Source organism: Planktothrix sp. PCC 11201 (genome assembly GCF_900009135.1).
GTDB lineage: Bacteria > Cyanobacteriota > Cyanobacteriia > Cyanobacteriales > Microcoleaceae > Planktothrix.
Map to the genome: position 1 here is coordinate 308695 of NZ_LT797710.1, position 17655 is coordinate 326349.

At 39.3% G+C, this 17655-nt stretch carries 15 protein-coding genes and 1 pseudogene; 5 read left to right on the forward strand and 11 right to left on the reverse strand.

Translation table 11 applies throughout. From position 1 onward, the window contains the following. Positions 1–17: 17 nt before the first annotated feature. From PL11201_RS20700 to PL11201_RS20710, 3 genes are all read right to left on the reverse strand, one after another. Positions 18–134: a photosystem II reaction center protein I gene (locus PL11201_RS20700; RefSeq protein WP_071782591.1), complete on the reverse strand. Its 117-nt coding sequence runs from the start codon at positions 132–134 to the stop codon at positions 18–20. 231 nt (positions 135–365) lie between these two features. Next, positions 366–803 (reverse strand): hypothetical protein, encoded by a 438-nt coding sequence (locus PL11201_RS20705; RefSeq protein ID WP_079680752.1) that lies wholly within the window; start codon positions 801–803, stop codon positions 366–368. After that, complete coding sequence (locus PL11201_RS20710) at positions 796–2202, reverse strand: hypothetical protein (RefSeq protein WP_079680753.1); 1407 nt, start codon at positions 2200–2202, stop codon at positions 796–798. The genes PL11201_RS20705 and PL11201_RS20710 overlap by 8 nt, the downstream gene beginning before the upstream one ends. A gap of 49 nt (positions 2203–2251) precedes the next feature. Between PL11201_RS20710 and PL11201_RS20715 the strand changes: the two genes are divergently transcribed. Then, positions 2252–5431: an alpha-mannosidase gene (locus PL11201_RS20715; RefSeq protein ID WP_079680754.1), complete on the forward strand. Its 3180-nt coding sequence runs from the start codon at positions 2252–2254 to the stop codon at positions 5429–5431. Between the two features lie 135 nt (positions 5432–5566). Here PL11201_RS20715 and PL11201_RS20720 read toward each other — a convergent pair whose 3' ends face one another. The 5 genes from PL11201_RS20720 to hemC all read right to left on the reverse strand — a co-directional run bounded on the left by PL11201_RS20720 (position 5567) and on the right by hemC (position 10092). Then, complete coding sequence (locus tag PL11201_RS20720; RefSeq protein ID WP_079680755.1) at positions 5567–6088, reverse strand: phycobiliprotein lyase; 522 nt, start codon at positions 6086–6088, stop codon at positions 5567–5569. Positions 6089–6334: 246 nt separating this feature from the next. Continuing rightward, positions 6335–7234: a S66 peptidase family protein gene (locus tag PL11201_RS20725; RefSeq protein ID WP_079680756.1), complete on the reverse strand. Its 900-nt coding sequence runs from the start codon at positions 7232–7234 to the stop codon at positions 6335–6337. 49 nt (positions 7235–7283) lie between these two features. After that, positions 7284–8351, reverse strand: a complete 1068-nt coding sequence (locus PL11201_RS20730) for a glycosyltransferase family 4 protein (RefSeq protein ID WP_079680757.1) — start codon at positions 8349–8351, stop codon at positions 7284–7286. A 6-nt stretch (positions 8352–8357) separates the two neighbouring features. Continuing rightward, on the reverse strand, positions 8358–9005 hold the full coding sequence (locus PL11201_RS20735; RefSeq protein ID WP_079680758.1) for a glycoside hydrolase family 108 protein: 648 nt from the start codon (positions 9003–9005) through the stop codon (positions 8358–8360). A gap of 124 nt (positions 9006–9129) precedes the next feature. Beyond that, positions 9130–10092, reverse strand: a complete 963-nt coding sequence (hemC, locus tag PL11201_RS20740) for a hydroxymethylbilane synthase (RefSeq protein ID WP_079680759.1) — start codon at positions 10090–10092, stop codon at positions 9130–9132. Positions 10093–10835: 743 nt separating this feature from the next. Between hemC and PL11201_RS20745 the strand changes: the two genes are divergently transcribed. Further along, positions 10836–11369, forward strand: a complete 534-nt coding sequence (locus PL11201_RS20745; RefSeq protein ID WP_079680760.1) for a hypothetical protein — start codon at positions 10836–10838, stop codon at positions 11367–11369. Between the two features lie 285 nt (positions 11370–11654). On the opposite strand, the gene PL11201_RS20750 is transcribed toward PL11201_RS20745, so the two are convergent. Next, the gene (locus PL11201_RS20750) at positions 11655–12011 is read right to left on the reverse strand and encodes a zinc ribbon domain-containing protein (RefSeq protein ID WP_079680761.1); all 357 of its coding nucleotides are present in this window, start codon (positions 12009–12011) and stop codon (positions 11655–11657) included. 9 nt (positions 12012–12020) lie between these two features. Further along, positions 12021–13292 (reverse strand): RNA-guided endonuclease InsQ/TnpB family protein, encoded by a 1272-nt coding sequence (locus tag PL11201_RS20755; RefSeq protein WP_079680762.1) that lies wholly within the window; start codon positions 13290–13292, stop codon positions 12021–12023. A 69-nt stretch (positions 13293–13361) separates the two neighbouring features. Here PL11201_RS20755 and PL11201_RS20760 point away from each other — a divergent pair. The 3 genes and pseudogenes from PL11201_RS20760 to PL11201_RS20770 form a co-directional block, all read left to right on the forward strand. Further along, positions 13362–13475, forward strand: a pseudogene (locus PL11201_RS20760) (transposase); the annotation flags it as partial. 168 nt (positions 13476–13643) lie between these two features. After that, positions 13644–13970, forward strand: a complete 327-nt coding sequence (locus PL11201_RS20765) for a phasin family protein (RefSeq protein WP_079680763.1) — start codon at positions 13644–13646, stop codon at positions 13968–13970. A 90-nt stretch (positions 13971–14060) separates the two neighbouring features. Further along, on the forward strand, positions 14061–14624 hold the full coding sequence (locus PL11201_RS20770; protein ID WP_079680764.1) for an FKBP-type peptidyl-prolyl cis-trans isomerase: 564 nt from the start codon (positions 14061–14063) through the stop codon (positions 14622–14624). A gap of 91 nt (positions 14625–14715) precedes the next feature. Here the strand turns inward: PL11201_RS20770 and dnaB are convergent, their stop codons facing one another. After that, positions 14716–17610 carry a replicative DNA helicase gene (gene dnaB / locus PL11201_RS20775; RefSeq protein WP_079680765.1) on the reverse strand — a complete coding sequence of 965 codons (2895 nt, stop codon included), beginning with the start codon at positions 17608–17610 and terminating at the stop codon, positions 14716–14718. Positions 17611–17655: the final 45 nt, after the last annotated feature.

The window sequence follows — 17655 nt, forward strand, 5'->3', positions numbered from 1 at the left end:
ACAATTTCCATGTTTCTCTACTCTAAGTCTCTGCGTTTGGGGTTCCGCGCTGGGTCATTGGACAGGAAACCAAACACGAATAAGCTAAAGAAGAACAGAACTACGATATTAACAACGATTTTTAGGGTCAGCATTTGTGAATTTCTCCGAGGCTGCAAGAGTTTATTTATAGCTGTTATGCCGGAGGCACAACTTTACCATCATATCCCAAAATATCCTTTGCTTTAAGGATTCTTTTTCTACCCCCTTGACAGGGATTGATTTTGTGTTATTATTATAATGGATAGTCTGTGCGCGCCTATAAAGTATTTTTTGGTTCTAGGACTAGCTAGAACGGTTGGAACAATTACGGTACAGTGTTCTTACTATTCCCCATTCCCCATTCCCCATTCCCCATTCCCCATTCCCCATTCCCCATTCCCCATTCCCCATTCCCCATTCCCCATTCCCCATTCCCCATTCCCCATTCCCCATTCCCCATTCCCCATTCCCCATTCCCCATTCCCCATTCCCCATTCCCCATTCCCCATTCCCCATTCCCCATTCCCCATTCCCCATTCCCCATTCCCCATTCCCCATTCCCCATTCCCCATTCCCCATTCCCCATTCCCCATTCCCCATTCCCCATTCCCCATTCCCCATTCCCCATTCCCCATTCCCCATTCCCCATTCCCCATTCCCCATTCCCCATTCCCCATTCCCCATTCCCCATTCCCCATTCCCCATTCCCCATTCCCCATTCCCCATTCCCCATTCCCCATTCCCCATTCCCCATTCCCCATTCCCCATTCCCCATTACTCATAATGAGTTAACCAATACCAAGTTTTAGCGATCGCCTCCTCAACTTTAACCATAATTTGATCTAACCATCCTAAAATCTTCTCTAGGGGATGTTTAATATATCCGGTTGATGTCACCTGGGCTTCTAGCCAGTCGGGGGAAGATGGAGCAGTCGCGTTTTTTTTGGGGTTGTTAACACGGTTGGGCGTTTTTGTCAAGGTATTTTGGGGAACTTCAGAAATTAAACCGATCTTTTCGGGGGTTGTTTGTGTTGAAAAGGGGTTTAAGGAAGATTGAACTTTTTGAAAAATCCTATGGTTTTCGATAGGGTTATTCTGGGTTTTAGGTTTCTTGAGTTTGGATAAGATATTATTTGTTCGAGTATCAATAGTTAACCAGGGGTCTTCTGGGGAGGAAGATTTTGAAGCGGAAATTACCCCGGAATATTCTTCGGAGATAGGCTCAGAATTAATAGTATGCTGATGGTCTTGGAAAAAATAATCAATTGCTGCCAGAATTAGGGACTGAACCTTATAGAAATATTGATCAAAACCCGGTTCTAAGGAAGATGCTGATTTGACAGATAAATGGGGATATTGCCAAGTTTGAATTACGGTTTTTCCTAGGGTTTGACTTTGTTTGACTAAGCTATGGGTCGCTTGGGAGAGGGGAATAATCGAATAATCCTCGACTTGCGCGATCGCCGAATCTAGGGTATGAATAAAAGTAGGGGAAGGCTGGGGGAAAGAAACCGACTCAACAAAATTAGATTCTCCAAAACAATTAATTTTAACGGCGACGGGACTGGTTTGTACCCAACATAATACTTGCCAAAACCCCCGAATCGGAGATACAACATGAATAGGATGACTAAAAGGTTGTAACTGGGGTTGAAAGGGTTTGGGATGTTGTGATGAATTTCGATAACAATAGTGATAGTTTGCGACTTCTAAACTAATTCGTTGTTGAAGTTGATGTTGTTGTTCAACGGTGAGACTATCTAAAATTTGATTATCTTTTTGAACTAAGACTAAGGTTTGGGAATCAATTTGACTAGCTACGCCTTGAATTTCTCCTGCTGCGGGTTGGGAGGCTATCGAATTTTCCAATAGAGATGCGGTTTCGGTGGTAACGGTATTTAGAATATGAATAATAGGAGCATCAACATTAGGAGGTTGGGACTTGACCTCAGAATTGAGTTGGGGTAAATGCTGTTTAATCGCCGTGCCTAATTTTTGGGTAGTGACTCGAACGGTTTGCAGGATAAAATAAACTGGATATAGTGCTGTTTGCAGGGCGATCTCAGTGGCGAACTTAAAATAGCGCCAAGTGCGACTGCTCTGGTCGGTAAATTTCTGCGTCGCCTCAGAGATAAAATTAAAGAATCGACTTTTATATGGCACGGAGTCAGCAACAGACATGGTTATATTAAGTATGAGCGATATTCTCCCCTATTCACTATAACAGTAAATGTCTTTTTCTACCCCTACCCTCCAATTACAGATTTCAGAAGTTGCTCAACGGTTACGTCTGTTGACTCAAATTAATATCCAACCCCATTGGCAAGTTATCAACCCTGGGGAGTCTTCCAACCCAGTTGAAATCAATGAAAAAGGACATATTCCTTGGGTGGCGGGAAAACAGGTTTTGAAATTAAGACAAAAAATTATAGTTCCCTTACAAGGTTATCCGTTAACGGGTTTAACTTTAAGATTAGTCTTAAGTTGGTGGGCTCAGGATGCTCAAATCTATATTAATCATCAATTTGTACAAGCTGGAGATTTGTTTGATAGTTATACCAGAATTTTATTAAGTTCGGCGGTACAGCCAGGAGATGAATTTGAAATAGAGTTATTTTTAATTAGTCCGGGTCACGACGCCGGAGCAGTGGTTAGTTCTTTCTGTTGGTATGAAGTTTCGGACACCTCGAAAATTGATCCGAGTTTCTTAGCTGACGAGTTAGAAATTTTAGGACTATTTTTAGCCGGGGAAAATCAGCAAACCGACCTAGAAACCGACTTAATTTCCCTAGGGAAAACTTTAGATATCATTTCTGGCTATATCCTCCCCGAATATCTTAGTGAATTTGAAAATAGCCTCATCCAAGTTCGTCGGATATTAAAATCAGTTATTCCTAAATTAGACTCCTATCAAATTTCCTTACTCGGTCACGCCCATTTAGATTTGGCTTGGCTATGGCCGATAACAGAAACTTGGATAGTCGCGCAGAAAACCTTTGAGTCAGTTTTGCAATTACAAACAGACTTTCCTGAATTAATCTTCTGTCATTCCTCCCCTATTCTCTATGAATGGATAGAAAAACATCGTCCCGATTTATTTAGTCAAATTCAAGATAATATTCAAAAAGGCATCTGGGAAATTGCCGCCGGACTCTGGGTAGAACCGGAATTGAATATTATTAATGGAGAATCTATCGTCCGTCAGGTCTTATACGGACAGCGATATGTTTTAGAAAAAATTGGTCAACTTTCCACCGTCGCTTGGCTACCCGATACCTTTGGTTTCTGTTGGCAATTACCCCAAATATTCCAACAGGGCGGTATTGATTATTTTATTACCCAAAAACTACGCTGGAATGATACAACTAAATTTCCCTACGGGTTGTTTGAATGGCAAGGGTTAGATGGCACAAAAATTGTTAGTTTCATGACCGCTTTAATTGGAGAGCGGGTTGACCCGGTGAAAATATTTAAATATGCTCGGGAATGGAAAACCCAAACGGGATTAAATCACAGTTTATGGTTGCCCGGAGTGGGTGATCATGGAGGCGGGCCGACCCGTGATATGTTAGAAATAACTCGACGCTGGAATCAATCTGCTATTTTTCCAGAGTTTAGGTTTCAAAAGGTGACAGAATATTTAACAGAAGTCCTAAATAATGCCCCCTCAAAACTTCCGATCTGGCAGGATGAATTATACTTAGAATTCCATCGGGGTTGCTATACGACCCACGCCGATCAAAAACGGTTTAATCGTCGGGGGGAAACCTTATTATATGAAGCAGAACTATTTGCCACCATCGCCACCCTTTACTCCGGTTCTATTTATCCCCAAGGGGAAATAGAAACCGCTTGGAAGCAGATTTTATTAAACCAATTTCACGATATCCTGCCCGGATCTGCCATTGCTGCGGTCTACGAACAGGCAAATCAAGACTGGGAAACCGCCATCAAAACCGCCCAGGAAATTCTCCACCAGTCCTTCGATGCCCTTGTTGCTTCTATTCCTGTTAACTTCCCCTCCCAACTCGACGCCCAACCCATTTTTATCTTTAATTCCCTGAACTGGTCGCGCTCAGAAGTCGTGGCTGTGCCTATTCCTAATTCCGATAGCCCTTGGCAAATTTATGATCACCAGGGAATGCCCCAAACCGCCCAACTACGGGGGTCAGGGTCGGAAAACCCGCAACTGCTATTCCTGGCAAAAAATGTTCCGGGTCTGGGATATCAGGTGTATTGGTTGGGGCGCAAACAGGCTGAAACCCTTGAAATCTCGCAGAAATACCCTTATATTGGCACACCTATTCCCAATTCTACTGAAAGTATAGCAGAAAAAAACGAGGTTGTCAAATATTATCAGTTAGAACCTAAAAATATTAGCTTTGAAAACGATATTTTGCGGGTAATTGTAGATAGGGAAACTGGAAATTTAGAACAGGTTTTCGACTTAATTCATCAAAGAAACATCCTCAAACCAGGACAGGGAAATCAACTACAAGCCTTTGAAGATTCGGGACAATATTGGGATGGGTGGAATATTAACCCCAATTATCAACAATATCCTTTAGATTTACCGCAATTACAATCAATTGAATGGATAGAATCGGGGCCGATAGTTTGGCGATTGAGAATTGTTAAACGGTTAAATCAATCAGAGTTTTGCCAAGATTATATTTTAGAACAAGATTCACCCCTGTTAAAAATAGAAACCACTGTTAATTGGCAAGAACGTCATACTTTAATTAAGGTCGCTTTTCCCCTAACAATTACGGCGGATTTTGCCAGTTATGAAATACCCTGTGGAGTGATTCAACGACCTACTAACCCCCAAACCGATCAAGAAAAAGCGAAATGGGAAGTTCCGGCAATTCATTGGGCAGATATTAGTACACCTGATTATGGAATTAGCCTATTAAATGATAGCAAATATGGTTATGATGCTCAACCCGATCAACTGCGATTAACATTATTAAGAGGTTCAACCTGGCCTGACCCAGAAGCGGATTTAGGATGGCATCAATTTAGTTATACCATTTATCCCCATGGAGGAGATTGGAAACAAGCAAAAACCGTCCAAAAAGGTTACGAATTCAATCGTCCTTTACAGGTTAAAGTCTATCCCCCCCGACCTTCAACCACTAATTTAGAATCATTCGGTGGCCAGAGTTTCCTAGAGTTAGGGTCTGATCATTTAATTTTAATGGCATTTAAACAGTCAGAAACTAACTCCCAACACTGGATTTTAAGATGTTATGAATGTGAGGGAGAATCAACTATGTTAGAATTACAGAATAATCTGGGATTAACTATAGATTATTCGGTCAATCTATTAGAACAACCCCAGGAAACAACTGCTTTTATCTCTCCTTGGAAAATAGTTAGTTTTGCTCTAGCTTCTAGGAAGAATTAGAAATAATAGTTGGTGTTGTTATCTTGATCGGGGTTAAGATTAGTTTAACCACAAAGACACGAAGAAGTTGTAAACACCTTTGTTGTTGAGTGGGGCGAGTTTACGAATTTTAGGTTAAACGAACTCGCCTTAATATTATTTGACTCCCATGCGAATTTCTGAACAAAAAGAAGCCTGAGTTAACCCCATATTATTTTTAACAATGCTGGTTCTTAATCTCAGATTGGGCATTAAATACCATAACCGTTCTTCTACATACAAGTTAGGAGTTTCTGTGATTACGGTTAACACTTCATCCTCTCCCAGATTATAGCGTCCCGATAGAGATTGATTGGGGTTAGTGCCTTGGGCTTGGAGTAATTGACCGGTTTGGGGATGGTCAGGATTAATAATTGGAACTAAAATAGCCGAGCCTTTTTGTTGATTGGAGTTGCCTTCTGTTGTGCCATCCCAAGTGGAGCGAAACCCCCCAGAAATAGTCGTTGGATCAATATCATGTTGTTGACAAAGCTGAACAACTTTAGCATCGGTTTGGGGTAAACTCTCAATAATCAGATTAGACTTACCCGCCTGTAATTGTCCTGATTTTAAATTGTGTAAAGTGCGTTGAGAAAACCATTTCCCAGCACTTAATTCAAAAAATTCAATAATATTCATCTTTAATCAACCAAAAGAAGGGAAACACTGATTTCACTGAGTTTTAGTGAATACAGAAATTTGATTCAAGTCGTTTTTATTTTAGCACAGTCTATTAAAAATTATCAGGAGAGTTTGTAACATTTTATCGTAGGAGTTGGGTCTTTCAACCCAGGTGCAAAGAGGGTTGGAAGACCCAACCCCTACAGGGATTTATAATGTTTACAATAACTTCTTTGTGTCTTTGTGGTTAAATTAGACTTAGCTCTAACTCCAACTCAATGTTCCTTTTTCTCCATCCAGATTAACCACCCTACCAACGGGTAAAATAGGATTAGATCCTTGATGACCAAAAGGTAAATTAGAGACAATGGGAATACCTAAATCTCCTAAGCGATCGCGGAATACTTCTTCTAGGGTAAAACTATGATTATTCCCTTTAACATCACAATTACTAAATCGTCCCAAGGCAATTCCTTTAACGCCTTTAAACCCTCCGACCATGCGCCAATAGGTTAACATTCGATCCAAACGATAGGGTTCTTCATTCACATCTTCAAAAGCAAGAATAGTATCGGTTAAATCCGGTTGGTAGGTTGTTCCTAATAAATGGGTTGCTACGGTTAAATTCGCGGGAAATAATCGACCAGAAACCTTGTTTTTTCCCCAACCTTCTCCTTGTAAAGTATCAAAAAATCCCGTTTCTATTCCTTTAAATAAACGTTGAATTGACCAGTCGGGTTCAGTGGCTAAGGTGGTAATAACGGGGCCATGAATCCCGATAATTTGGGGGTGATTGGCAAACGCCCATAATAGTCCGGTGATATCAGAAAATCCGATTAAAAATTTAGGATTTGGGGAAATTGGGGTGATATTTTCCCATTTCCAACCTTCTAATAATCGAGTTGATCCAAACCCGCCCCTAGCGCATAAAATACCGCGACAATTGGGGTCGTTTAAGGCTTCTATTAGCTGTTGTCGGCGGTTTTCATCGGTTCCAGCTAAATAACCTGTAACTTGATCAAAACCCGATGTTAATTGAATATTATAACCGTGCGATCGCCAAATTTCAACCCCAGCTTCAAACCTTTCCCATTCTCTTAGTGCCCCACTGGGGGTAATTACTCTTAATTTATCTCCGGGTTTTAATCCTTGAAAATTGCTCATAATTGATTGTTTTTTGATATAAAATAATATGAAAGCCCTGAAGGGCTTACTACGAAAGAATTTGCAACAACCATTGTTCTATGCGATCGCCTAACCTATTTAAAGAATATTCGGTTTCCGCCTGTTGACGACACACAGAACGGTCAATTTTATCTATATTTTGGATAGCATGAACTAACTGATTAATATTATCCGGTTCCACTAACCAACCTGTAACTCCATCTCGAATAATTTCTGTTGGCCCCCCTCGACGATAGGAGATCACCGGAACACCACAGGCTAAGGCTTCAATAGCCACATTTCCAAAGGCTTCTATCCAGCGATGGGTCATGAGTAAAGCCCGACATTGACCCAGTTTCTCTTGAAGTTTTTCGGTTGATAAAAAGCCTAAATATTCTATGGGAGCATCGATATAATTATTCAGAATAGTTTGCCAATAAACGGGGTCTTGAATTTTACCCATAATCATTAAGGGAATTCCGGTTTTAACTGAAGCAGCCACCGCATCTTCTAAACCTTTTTCTGGGGAAATTCTACCGACCCAAGCCAATTGATTTTGGGGTTGACTGCAAAAACAATATTGAGATAATTCAATAGCACTACTTAAACAAAAATAACCCGCTTTTAAACCAAAGGTTTCGGCTTGACTATGGCTATAAAATGCGATAGAATTAGGACATTGTTGGATCACGTCTTGAACAGCCCTATCCATGATATCGGTTAAAGATCCCATAGTAATTAAATGGATTAATTTACCTGGAAAAAAAGGAGTCAGAAATAAAGGCAACCAATCATAAGCAAAATTCATAATTATATCATACTGATCCGCTACTTTTATGGTATAATTCCACATATTAGCTAATACGGAATTATTGGATAAAATTACCGGATCTTGACGACTTTGGGTTTGGGCTGAGGTTTGTAATTCTCCTGAAATTTCTACTATTGAAAATGATTCTAATTTAGAGGTTTCCGGGGCAACAATTGTAATTTTATGACCCCGTTTTCGCAAAATCTTTGCCAGATTTAATATCGTTAATTCCACACCTCCTGCCAACCCCGACCCTAATGGCCAAACGGAAGTTGATACGAATAATAATTTTAAAGGTTTGTTCATATATAGTTATTGTTTTTTGAGTAAATCCACAGCTTCTTGTAATAACTGAATAGCCTGTTCTACTTTACTCAATATTTCCGTTTGACTGACGGGTTTTGCGGTTGGTTGGGGTGTTGTTAATCCGCCTAATTCATTTACATAGCGCAATAAATCCTGATCTCGTCGTAACCATCCAGCCAAGAAAACTTCTTGACTGGGGTTAGCTTTTACCCGTTGATACCGATAGTCAATTCGATTTTGACAATAGCGTTGGGCGGTTTGTAAATTATTGGCTTTTTCTAATGCGGTTTTTGATTTAGCCCCAAAATTTCCATCAATTGTTAACCCGCCAATGGCTTCTTGGAGAAATTCTAAACTGCCTTTGACACTAAAATTAACGGCGGTATCAAAATGGGCTACGGCTAAGGGTAACACCATGAAATCTGCTAAACAGGGTTTCCAATATTGTTCATAATAAACCTGTTCTACTTCGGTTGGGGTAATTTGTAATACCGACTTAGAGGGTAAGTTTTTTACCCGTAAATAGGTATCATAGGTGGGTTGAGAAATCCCATAATTAACTGTACCTGCTAAATCTCTAGTATCGCCGACACCAGCTTCCCATTTTAAGGTGAATTTTAAAGCAGTTTTAAAGGCTTCAGGATATTCAGACATAATTTTATTTAGGGTTAGGTAATGGGATCACGGATTTAAGAGGATTTCACGGATTTCACAGATTTTCATCTGTGTTAATCTGCTTAATCCTCTTAGAACTATTAACACCCAAAAAGGAGAATAATTAACTACGCTGAATTTCAGCAAAGATTTCGTTTAAAATTTCTTGGGCGCCTTGTTCTTTGAGTTTATGGGCGAGTTGAATTCCTAAATCTTCCGCATCGGTGGTATTTCCAATTACGGTATCTTTAATTAACCGCTTGCCATCAAGACTAGCCACCATTCCCACTAAGGTGAGTTGGTCGCCCTCAATAGCAGTATTTACCCCAATGGGAACTTGACAACCCCCTTCTAACTCGCGCAAAAATGCCCGTTCAGCATAGCATCTTTGGGCGGTGGGCGTGTGTTCAAGGACTTTAATAATATCCAGAATATCGCTATCTCCTTCTCGACATTCTATTCCTAATGCGCCTTGTCCGACGGCGTGGAGAGAAATTTCTGGGGCGATGACTTGATGAATGCGATCACTCATATCCAAACGAATTAACCCAGCAACGGCCAGAATAATCGCATCATATTCTCCATTATCCAATTTTTGCAGCCGGGTATTCAGGTTGCCGCGAATATCTTTGAATTCTAAATGGGGATAATGATATCTAAGTTGGGCGAGGCGTCGCAGGGAAGAAGTCCCAATAATAGCACCCGGTGGCAGGGTTTCGAGTTGTTTATCTTTGTGGTTTTCATGAACCACTAAAGCATCGGCGGGATCTTCGCGTTCGCTCACACAGCCTAACATTAATCCTTCAGGAAGTCGAGTCGGTAAGTCCTTGAGGGAGTGCACTGCAATATCGCTGCTGCGCTCAAGCATTCCTACTTCTAATTCTTTGGTAAATAGTCCCTTATCGCCAATTTTAGCCAGGGCGACATCCAGGATGTTATCCCCTTGGGTGGACATGGTTTGCACTTCAAAGGTGATGTCGGGGAAGTGTTTCTGAAGTTCTCCCTGTACCCAATGGGTTTGGACTAGGGCGAGTTGGCTTTTGCGCGATGCAATGCGGACGGTACGAGTCGGGGCAGATACAGACATACTAAGGAGATAATACAAGCTAATAAAGTCACTGGATCTAGCCTACCGCAAGGAGGGACGTCAAGGTTGTTAAGGTGTGTGACGGGGGGGGTATCAGTTTTATTATTTTATATTATTGTCAAGTGACATTACACTACAATGCGTGTTACACAATGTGGAAATTTGGCATCAGGTGTCTTGTAAACTCCCAATAATTCAGAATTTGATTAATTGCGTAATTTTTATTCGTTCATATTGTTTGTCAAGTTAACTTGCCACCTAATATTTTTCAGGTTATATCTTCAACATCTCGTAAATGTTAAACCAACTTGACACTGGACACTTGACAGAGTTAAACGCCCTAAACCAAGGCTATTCACGCAAATTCAAAAGACAATTACGCAAGAACAAAATCGCATAGAAAAAACACTAGCGAAAATTAAAGACTTAAGCTATAGTGAACAACGATGACAAAAAAACAGCCAACATCCTATATTTCGTGCAGATTCTAGGATGTTGTTGGATAGTTATCAAAAAACAGAACAGATAATAACGTATCTGAATTTTAGGCAAATGTCAAGCGGTTTGCTTGTTCATTCCCAAATTCTATTTTTGAATTGTTACAGGGATGAAAAAGCAAATCGCAATATTCGGCTAACTCCAACCTGTTTAAAGGTTTCAGCCTGTAGCCTGAAATTAATTTCAACGTTCATGATTCATGTTGCAAAAAAAAATTAATCCAACAATGTTGGACGGGAGCTTCTATGTCTCAATTAGACCAATTTTCTCAAAATCTTGCAATCGGTAAACAAGGAGAATGGCAAATGATTATATTTTTTATTTGCTTAGGTTTTACTCAAGTTAAATCAGAAGATGTCTATCAGTACCAACTCAAAAGACAAGATTATCCGTTAATCGTTGATGTTTCTAATCGTCCAGATTATCAAAAACAAGAAATTGATATACTATTATATTATGATCCTGATCAATGTTCGATTTCAGTTGAAGTTAAAAAACAGCCTTCAGCACTAAAATACGGGAATTTATTCTTTCAAATTACAAACCATCGAGGTGATCCAGGTTGGGGTGATAAATCGAATGCTGATTATTTTGCATTTATTGTTCCTGATTCAGAAATTCTATTAGTCAAACGTTCAAAACTTTTAGCATTAACACGAAAACATCAATTTCAATTGAAAACAATGAATAATGGAGAGGAAGGATTATTGATTCCTGTTTCTGAAGTTCGGAATATTTGCGATCCCGATAAAAGAATCCCTATTCCTAAATTAGCCTAATAGATTTCCCCTTGTCATGCTGAACAAAGCGCAGCGTAGTGAAGCATCTCATAGAGATTTCTGCTATCAGCAAATAACCCTTGAGATCCCTGGCTTCACTTCGTTATCCTCAGGATGACATTGAAGATTTAATGGTTTAAATTTGGGAGATGCGATCACATTCATCCCTGTAAAATTTTACCGTCAACGTAGGGGCGAGGCGCGCCTCGCCCCTACAGGGTTTAGATTGTTAGCGAAAATTTACAGTAATAAAAAATTAGGAGCTTAAAATTAATGCAAAAAGAGTTATAAAATAGTGAGAATAAAACTAATAATTAATAACCCTAAAACAACGACCCAAATAATATTCCGTTGAAGCCAACTTCTGAACGCAACAGATATACTTCGCTGAGATTTAATCGGATCAGAAATTAACAGTTCAGAACGATTTTGATAAAGGGTACATTCCTTTGCCAAAGGACGTTGGGGAAAGTTACAGGTATCATCTTCATGATAGAGACAGGTTTCACAGAGATATTCCTTCCCCGTCGAATGATAGAGGGGAATACCGGGGTGTCCAAAGGCTTTAAGCTGATATTGACAATGGGGACAACTCAGCGCCTGGGGGTCAATAAGTTGGTGACAACGGGGACAATGGGACATTTTGAAGATTTAAACCCAGAAAAATCGAATCGGCGAATTGGGGAAAAATACCACAAATTGACACTCCCCCGTCAAGCTCACGCGCTCGACGGGGGATTCTTGTTTCACAGAAGAATGCTTTTTAGTGCAAGCACCAACGAGTCTTACATCCTCTCCACAAGCTTCGATTCCTGTGTGTCCCACAGTATTTGTTGACAGTATTCTCATGCCTTCTTCCCTGATGTTTTTTGCTGCATTTTCATCTCTATCGTGGTAGATTTGGCAATTCGGACAAACCCATTCACGAATACTCAAATTTAATGAATTGTTTTTAAACTTGCAGCAATTACAGAGTTTTGTGCTCGGGAAAAATCTGTCAACTTCAATTAACTTTCCACCTTCTCTTTCGAGTTTGTAGCCCAGGAAATTTACCAACATCCCAAATCCAGCATCCAACACGGATTTTGCCAATTTGGTACGAGCCAATCCTTTAATACAAAGGTTTTCCACTACAATGACTTGGTTCTCGTCAACTAACTCTCTGGAGATTTTATGGAGAAAGTCTTGTCTAGTATTTGCTATTTTTTCATGAACCTTAGCAACCCTTTTAACTTGCTTTTTACGGTTATTAGAACCTTTGGTCTTTCGAGATAATAATTGTTGCCTCCTTTTTAATCGCTTGGCGTATTTTCTAGTGGGTTTAATTGGATCAACTTTTCTGTAAGTTTCACCATTAAACACTGTTACTAAACTCGTTAACCCTAAATCAATCCCTGAGATTTTCCCGTTTTTATCAAGGGTTAAATCATCGGTTTTAAACAGAATAGCAGCAAAATATTTATCTGTACTTGTTTTGGAAACGGTAACAGATTTTATTTTACTGCTAATTGTTTTTGGGATTCTAGCTTTAATAATCCCTAACTTGGGAAGTTTTACGCCGTTTCCTTTGATTGAACAACTTTCTGGGTAACGAATTGATTGTTTTTTATGCTTACTTTTGAATTTAGGAAATTTGGCTCTTTTCTGAAAGAAGTTCTTGAAAGCCGATTCTAAATTCTTTAACGATTGCTGTAATGTAGCAGCAGTAGCTTCTTGTAGGAATAAGTAATCAGGCAGCTTTTTAAGTTGGGTTAAATCTTTGGCCATCTCGCAATAATTCAACCCTTTTCCTGTTTCCTGATACTGATTGTTAGTCTTCTCAAGGTAATAATTCCAAACAAAACGACAGCAGCCAAAGTTTTTAGCTAAGGCTACTTCTTGTTCTTTATTTGGATATAATCTTACCTTGAGAACGTTTAGCATTGTTGCTACATTTTAATCATCTTCTGATAAGATAACACTTAACGCTCAAATTTGTTGGCATCAAGGTATTTCTACAATAAACCTTGTTTTTGGACAGGCTCTTATTTTGTTGCTAGTTGTGGTGGTATTACAGTTGAACAGTTAAAAAAATATGTTGAGCAACAATCAACTCCAGAAAATTAAATCGGATTCGCTATCGCTCATGTTTTCTTTGGTCGTGATTCATCTCACCGCCAAGCTAACGCTGTGGCGGGAGTCCTCTCACGACGTTAAGATAGAAAATGTGAGTCAGTTTAAACATAAAGCTTAGCTTTATATTTGCACTTTAGCAGCCTAATCAGGTTAGAAACAATGGATAATCAAAATAATTTACTCCGACAACTGTTGATGATTGGGATCGGGACAACTTCCTTAGTCGCGGAAAAATTACAGGAAGCCACCGATCAGTGGGTCAAAGACGGGACGATGAATACAGACCAAGCCAAAAAGTTTGTCGATGACATGATGCAGGGTCTCAAACTCGATCAAACTAGCTTAGAAGACCTGATGCAGCGCCAATTCCGCAATTTAATGCAGGATGTGGGGGTTCCCCGTCAGTCGGAACTTGATGAGTTACGCGGACGCCTCGACCGCCTGGAACGTCAGGTCAGAGACTTGGAAAATCGTCTTTGGCGTTAAAAAGTTCCCAAATAATGTCAAACTTGAATCTTGGGTTTTCCCTAAAACAACAATCCTAAAGGTACATCATTAGATGCAGGAGGATGAATTTTGCGAGAAATTCTAATTAGCTTAGGGGTGATTATTGTTTGTACGGTCGTGTTAGTTGTAGCTCAAATTACAACATCAATACAACAGGCACAAGCGGTTAATCAAAATACTCCGATTGCAGTGCAACAAACGGTAGCAACTTCTAGTAGTCCTTTATTCGCACCCGATCTTGTTACCAATGCTCAAACTATTATTGCTCAAAACATGACAAATTCAGAAGAAACAGTAATTACAACGGACTCCGGTTTACAGTATGTGGATTTAACTGTAGGTAGCGGTGACTCTCCTACCAAGGGTCAAAAAGTTACGGTTCACTATACGGGAACTTTAACCGATGGGGCAAAATTTGATAGTTCTCGCGATCGCGGACAACCCTTTCAATTCAATATTGGTATGGGTCAAGTAATTAAAGGTTGGGATGAAGGCGTTATGAGTATGAAAGTGGGCGGACGTCGCAAGTTAATTATCCCACCGGAATTAGGGTATGGTTCTCGCGGTGCCGGGGGTGTCATTCCTCCGAATGCAACATTAATTTTTGATGTGGAACTGTTAAAAGCAGGTTGATTATTTCATCCTTAAAAGTTATAGACAAGCTCCAATAAACCGGGTTTCTAGTTATTATATATATGAAGAAACCCGGTTTCTGTGTATGAATTTAGCCCGAACGAGGATTGGCTAGATTTCTGAATTTAGTAAATTGAGGATCAAATAATAGTTTAATGGTTCCTGTGGGGCCGTTCCGATGTTTAGCCATAATAATTTCGGTAATTCCTCGGTCTGGGGTATCGGGATTATAATAGTCATCTCGATAGATCATCATCACTAAATCCGCATCTTGTTCAATTGAATTGTGAACAATAATATTATTTGCTACAAAATTATGCAAGCCAGGAACTGTTAAATCAAATACTTCTTCTTCTCCATCAGGTATAATTGAAACTATTTCATCCCAGTTAATATCACTATTTTCTATCGTAGAACCAGGTAAGGCAATAGGATAGTCTCCATTGAACTCATCCAGTCTTTTCCAACCCTGAATTGTTAGGAATTTATGGTTAGCTGTGGCTCTAATTTTTCTTCCTAGTCGAGTTGTTAAGCTAAATACAGGTTTTATACCCGTAGAAAAGGCATTACTCACAATTCCTATTTCTAGCTTCATTGTTTTTTCATTTAATGCCCAAACTGGAAAACCAGATTTACCGATTAATTCTTTAATAGGTACTTGTAATCCAGTATCTGCTAATGTGACTAGACTATCACCTGTTAAACAACCAGATTCTCTTAAATCCGATAACATCGGCCGTTTATTGGTTCGAGATTCAACGCTACGACTTAACTGGGATAGGGCAATTACAGGTACACTTAATTCTCTGGCTAATCCTTTTAATGACCGGGTAATTCTCGATAATTCCTGCACTCGATTATCACTAGCACCTTCCATTAATTGTAAATAATCGATTAAGATTAAGCCTAATACCCCCCCATTTTCGGCTTGCAATCTTCGGGCTTTAGAACGCATTTCGGTGACGGTAATATTGGGGGTATCATCAATAAAAATAGGTAATTCTGCTAAGGAACTAATTGCCATGGTTAAAGGTTCCCATTCCGATTGACTAATTCTACCGGAACGAATACGGTTACTTTCTATTTTTGCTTCACTGGATAATAGTCTTTGGACTAATTGCCCTTTCGACATTTCTAAACTAAACACGGCAATGGGGAGTTTTTGACCCTTCGCAATATTATGTCCTAAACCGACCGCAAAACTGGTATTATGAACACAGATATCATTTGCAACAAAATTATGGGTTTCAGGAATAGTTAAGTCATAAACCTGTTTTTCCCCCATAAATTCAATTGAGACAATTTCATCCCAATAAATCTCACTGGTTGCTAACTGTTGTAAGGGTAAATGATCTAAAGTAGTAGCTAAAGTCCAGAGCCTTTCCCGTGATAATTGCCGTTTACCAACATGAATATTACTATAGCCCGGAATCCCGGCTCTTTTTGCTAAATTTTGCCAAGATTCATCGCCTTTAACCGTGGCGATTTCTTGCCAAATTTCTATGGGAATCAAATCTCGATTGGTTTGATAGCGTTTATTCATTAACGCTTTTTCTATTTTTATAAGGGTTTCTTCTTTACTAAAAATCCCAATTTCTGAGATAAAGGTTTTAATAGATAAAGCATCAGTAATATCCAGTTGCCAAGCTGTTCGTCTGGTTTGTTTATATTTAATAGAACGCTTTTTCAAAGTTGCAATAACACCAAATCGTAATAATAAGTGTTGAACTTGTCGGGCTAATTCTTCACTAACACTGGCATAACCCAATTGACATTGACCACTGGCTAATATTGTTGCCCAACCATCTGTTGCAAATAGACGATTTAGAAATAAGGCGATTTGCGATCGCTCTAATTTAAAGATAATTTCAGGAATGGTTTTTTGATGAGATTCTGGTGCTGATAGTCCAAATTGTTCTAACCATTGGTAATGATTATGGGTTAAAACAATATTTTTATTTTTCAACCCTCCATCTCCTAGTAAATAACCTAAAATTTTAACTTGATATTCAGGTAATTTTTCATTTCCAAAACTATTAAATTGACGAGGAACAGCAATTTTATCTCCAGGTTGAAGTTCTGCTAACGGTCGCCATCCTTGAATGGTTAAAAAGGGATGGGTGAGGGTTGATTCTACAAAACGCCCTAGTTTTGTGGTGACTCTAAATACGGGTTTAATTCCATCATCAATAAAGTCAGAAGGTTCAGTAATTTGAAATTTCCAATTATTTCCTAATGTTAAAACTTGAGCCTTTTGACGATTATAAATATCTTCAATTGTGACAACACTCCCATCCGATAAAACAATTTTACTATCAAAACTTAAACATTTACCCATGGACGGCCGACCCGCAATAATAATTAAATCAGACCGTTGAAAACCTCCCGTCATCGCATCTAAATCATAAAATCCGCAGGGAATACCAGGTAAAGAAATCCCTTCATTGCGGTCTTCAATTTCTTGGAAGGTATCAATTAAAGTTTCTCCAATCGATACTAAATCCTGTTGGGGTCGAACTTGGGAAATATTAAAGACTTGTTGTTCGGCTTTATCGAGAACGGTTTCTAAATCTTGGCTGGTATCATAAGCTAATTCAATAATATTATGTCCCCCGGTAATCAGACTACGACGGATTTTTTTATCTAAAATTAATAAGCCATATTGATCAATATTAACCGCCGAAACAGTCCGATCTACCAGTTGAGTTAATTTTAATTGTCCCCCCACTTGTTCGAGTAAATTTTGATCCGCTAACCAAGTAGCCACAGTCATTAAATCCGTGGGTTTTCCTTGAAAATGTAGGGTTAAAGTTGCCCGATAAATAATTTGATGGGATTTGAGGACAAAGGATTCTGGTTGTAATAATTCTGCTACCCGACTAATGGCTTCTGGATCAAGGAGAATGCCCCCTAAAATGGCTTCCTCTGCTTCTATATTTTGCGGGGGAAGGCGATCGCTAATATTGGAAAATTGAGGTTCATTCATCGCATGAGTTAGTTAATAAGCCGATTAGACCATTTTATGTTAAAC

What these genes read in the sequence shown, in the direction of transcription:
- PL11201_RS20705 (WP_079680752.1), bottom strand. Translation starts at nt 803, where the DNA reads ATGAGTAATGGGGAATGGGGAATGGGGAATGGGGAATGGGGAATGGGG.
- PL11201_RS20715 (WP_079680754.1), top strand. Translation starts at nt 2,252, where the DNA reads ATGTCTTTTTCTACCCCTACCCTCCAATTACAGATTTCAGAAGTTGCT.
- PL11201_RS20750 (WP_079680761.1), bottom strand. Translation starts at nt 12,011, where the DNA reads ATGTCCCATTGTCCCCGTTGTCACCAACTTATTGACCCCCAGGCGCTG.
- PL11201_RS20700 (WP_071782591.1), bottom strand. Translation starts at nt 134, where the DNA reads ATGCTGACCCTAAAAATCGTTGTTAATATCGTAGTTCTGTTCTTCTTT.
- PL11201_RS20730 (WP_079680757.1), bottom strand. Translation starts at nt 8,351, where the DNA reads ATGAACAAACCTTTAAAATTATTATTCGTATCAACTTCCGTTTGGCCA.
- PL11201_RS20755 (WP_079680762.1), bottom strand. Translation starts at nt 13,292, where the DNA reads ATGCTAAACGTTCTCAAGGTAAGATTATATCCAAATAAAGAACAAGAA.
- hemC (WP_079680759.1), bottom strand. Translation starts at nt 10,092, where the DNA reads ATGTCTGTATCTGCCCCGACTCGTACCGTCCGCATTGCATCGCGCAAA.
- PL11201_RS20745 (WP_079680760.1), top strand. Translation starts at nt 10,836, where the DNA reads ATGTCTCAATTAGACCAATTTTCTCAAAATCTTGCAATCGGTAAACAA.
- PL11201_RS20720 (WP_079680755.1), bottom strand. Translation starts at nt 6,088, where the DNA reads ATGAATATTATTGAATTTTTTGAATTAAGTGCTGGGAAATGGTTTTCT.
- PL11201_RS20765 (WP_079680763.1), top strand. Translation starts at nt 13,644, where the DNA reads ATGGATAATCAAAATAATTTACTCCGACAACTGTTGATGATTGGGATC.
- PL11201_RS20735 (WP_079680758.1), bottom strand. Translation starts at nt 9,005, where the DNA reads ATGTCTGAATATCCTGAAGCCTTTAAAACTGCTTTAAAATTCACCTTA.
- PL11201_RS20710 (WP_079680753.1), bottom strand. Translation starts at nt 2,202, where the DNA reads ATGTCTGTTGCTGACTCCGTGCCATATAAAAGTCGATTCTTTAATTTT.
- PL11201_RS20725 (WP_079680756.1), bottom strand. Translation starts at nt 7,234, where the DNA reads ATGAGCAATTTTCAAGGATTAAAACCCGGAGATAAATTAAGAGTAATT.
- dnaB (WP_079680765.1), bottom strand. Translation starts at nt 17,610, where the DNA reads ATGAATGAACCTCAATTTTCCAATATTAGCGATCGCCTTCCCCCGCAA.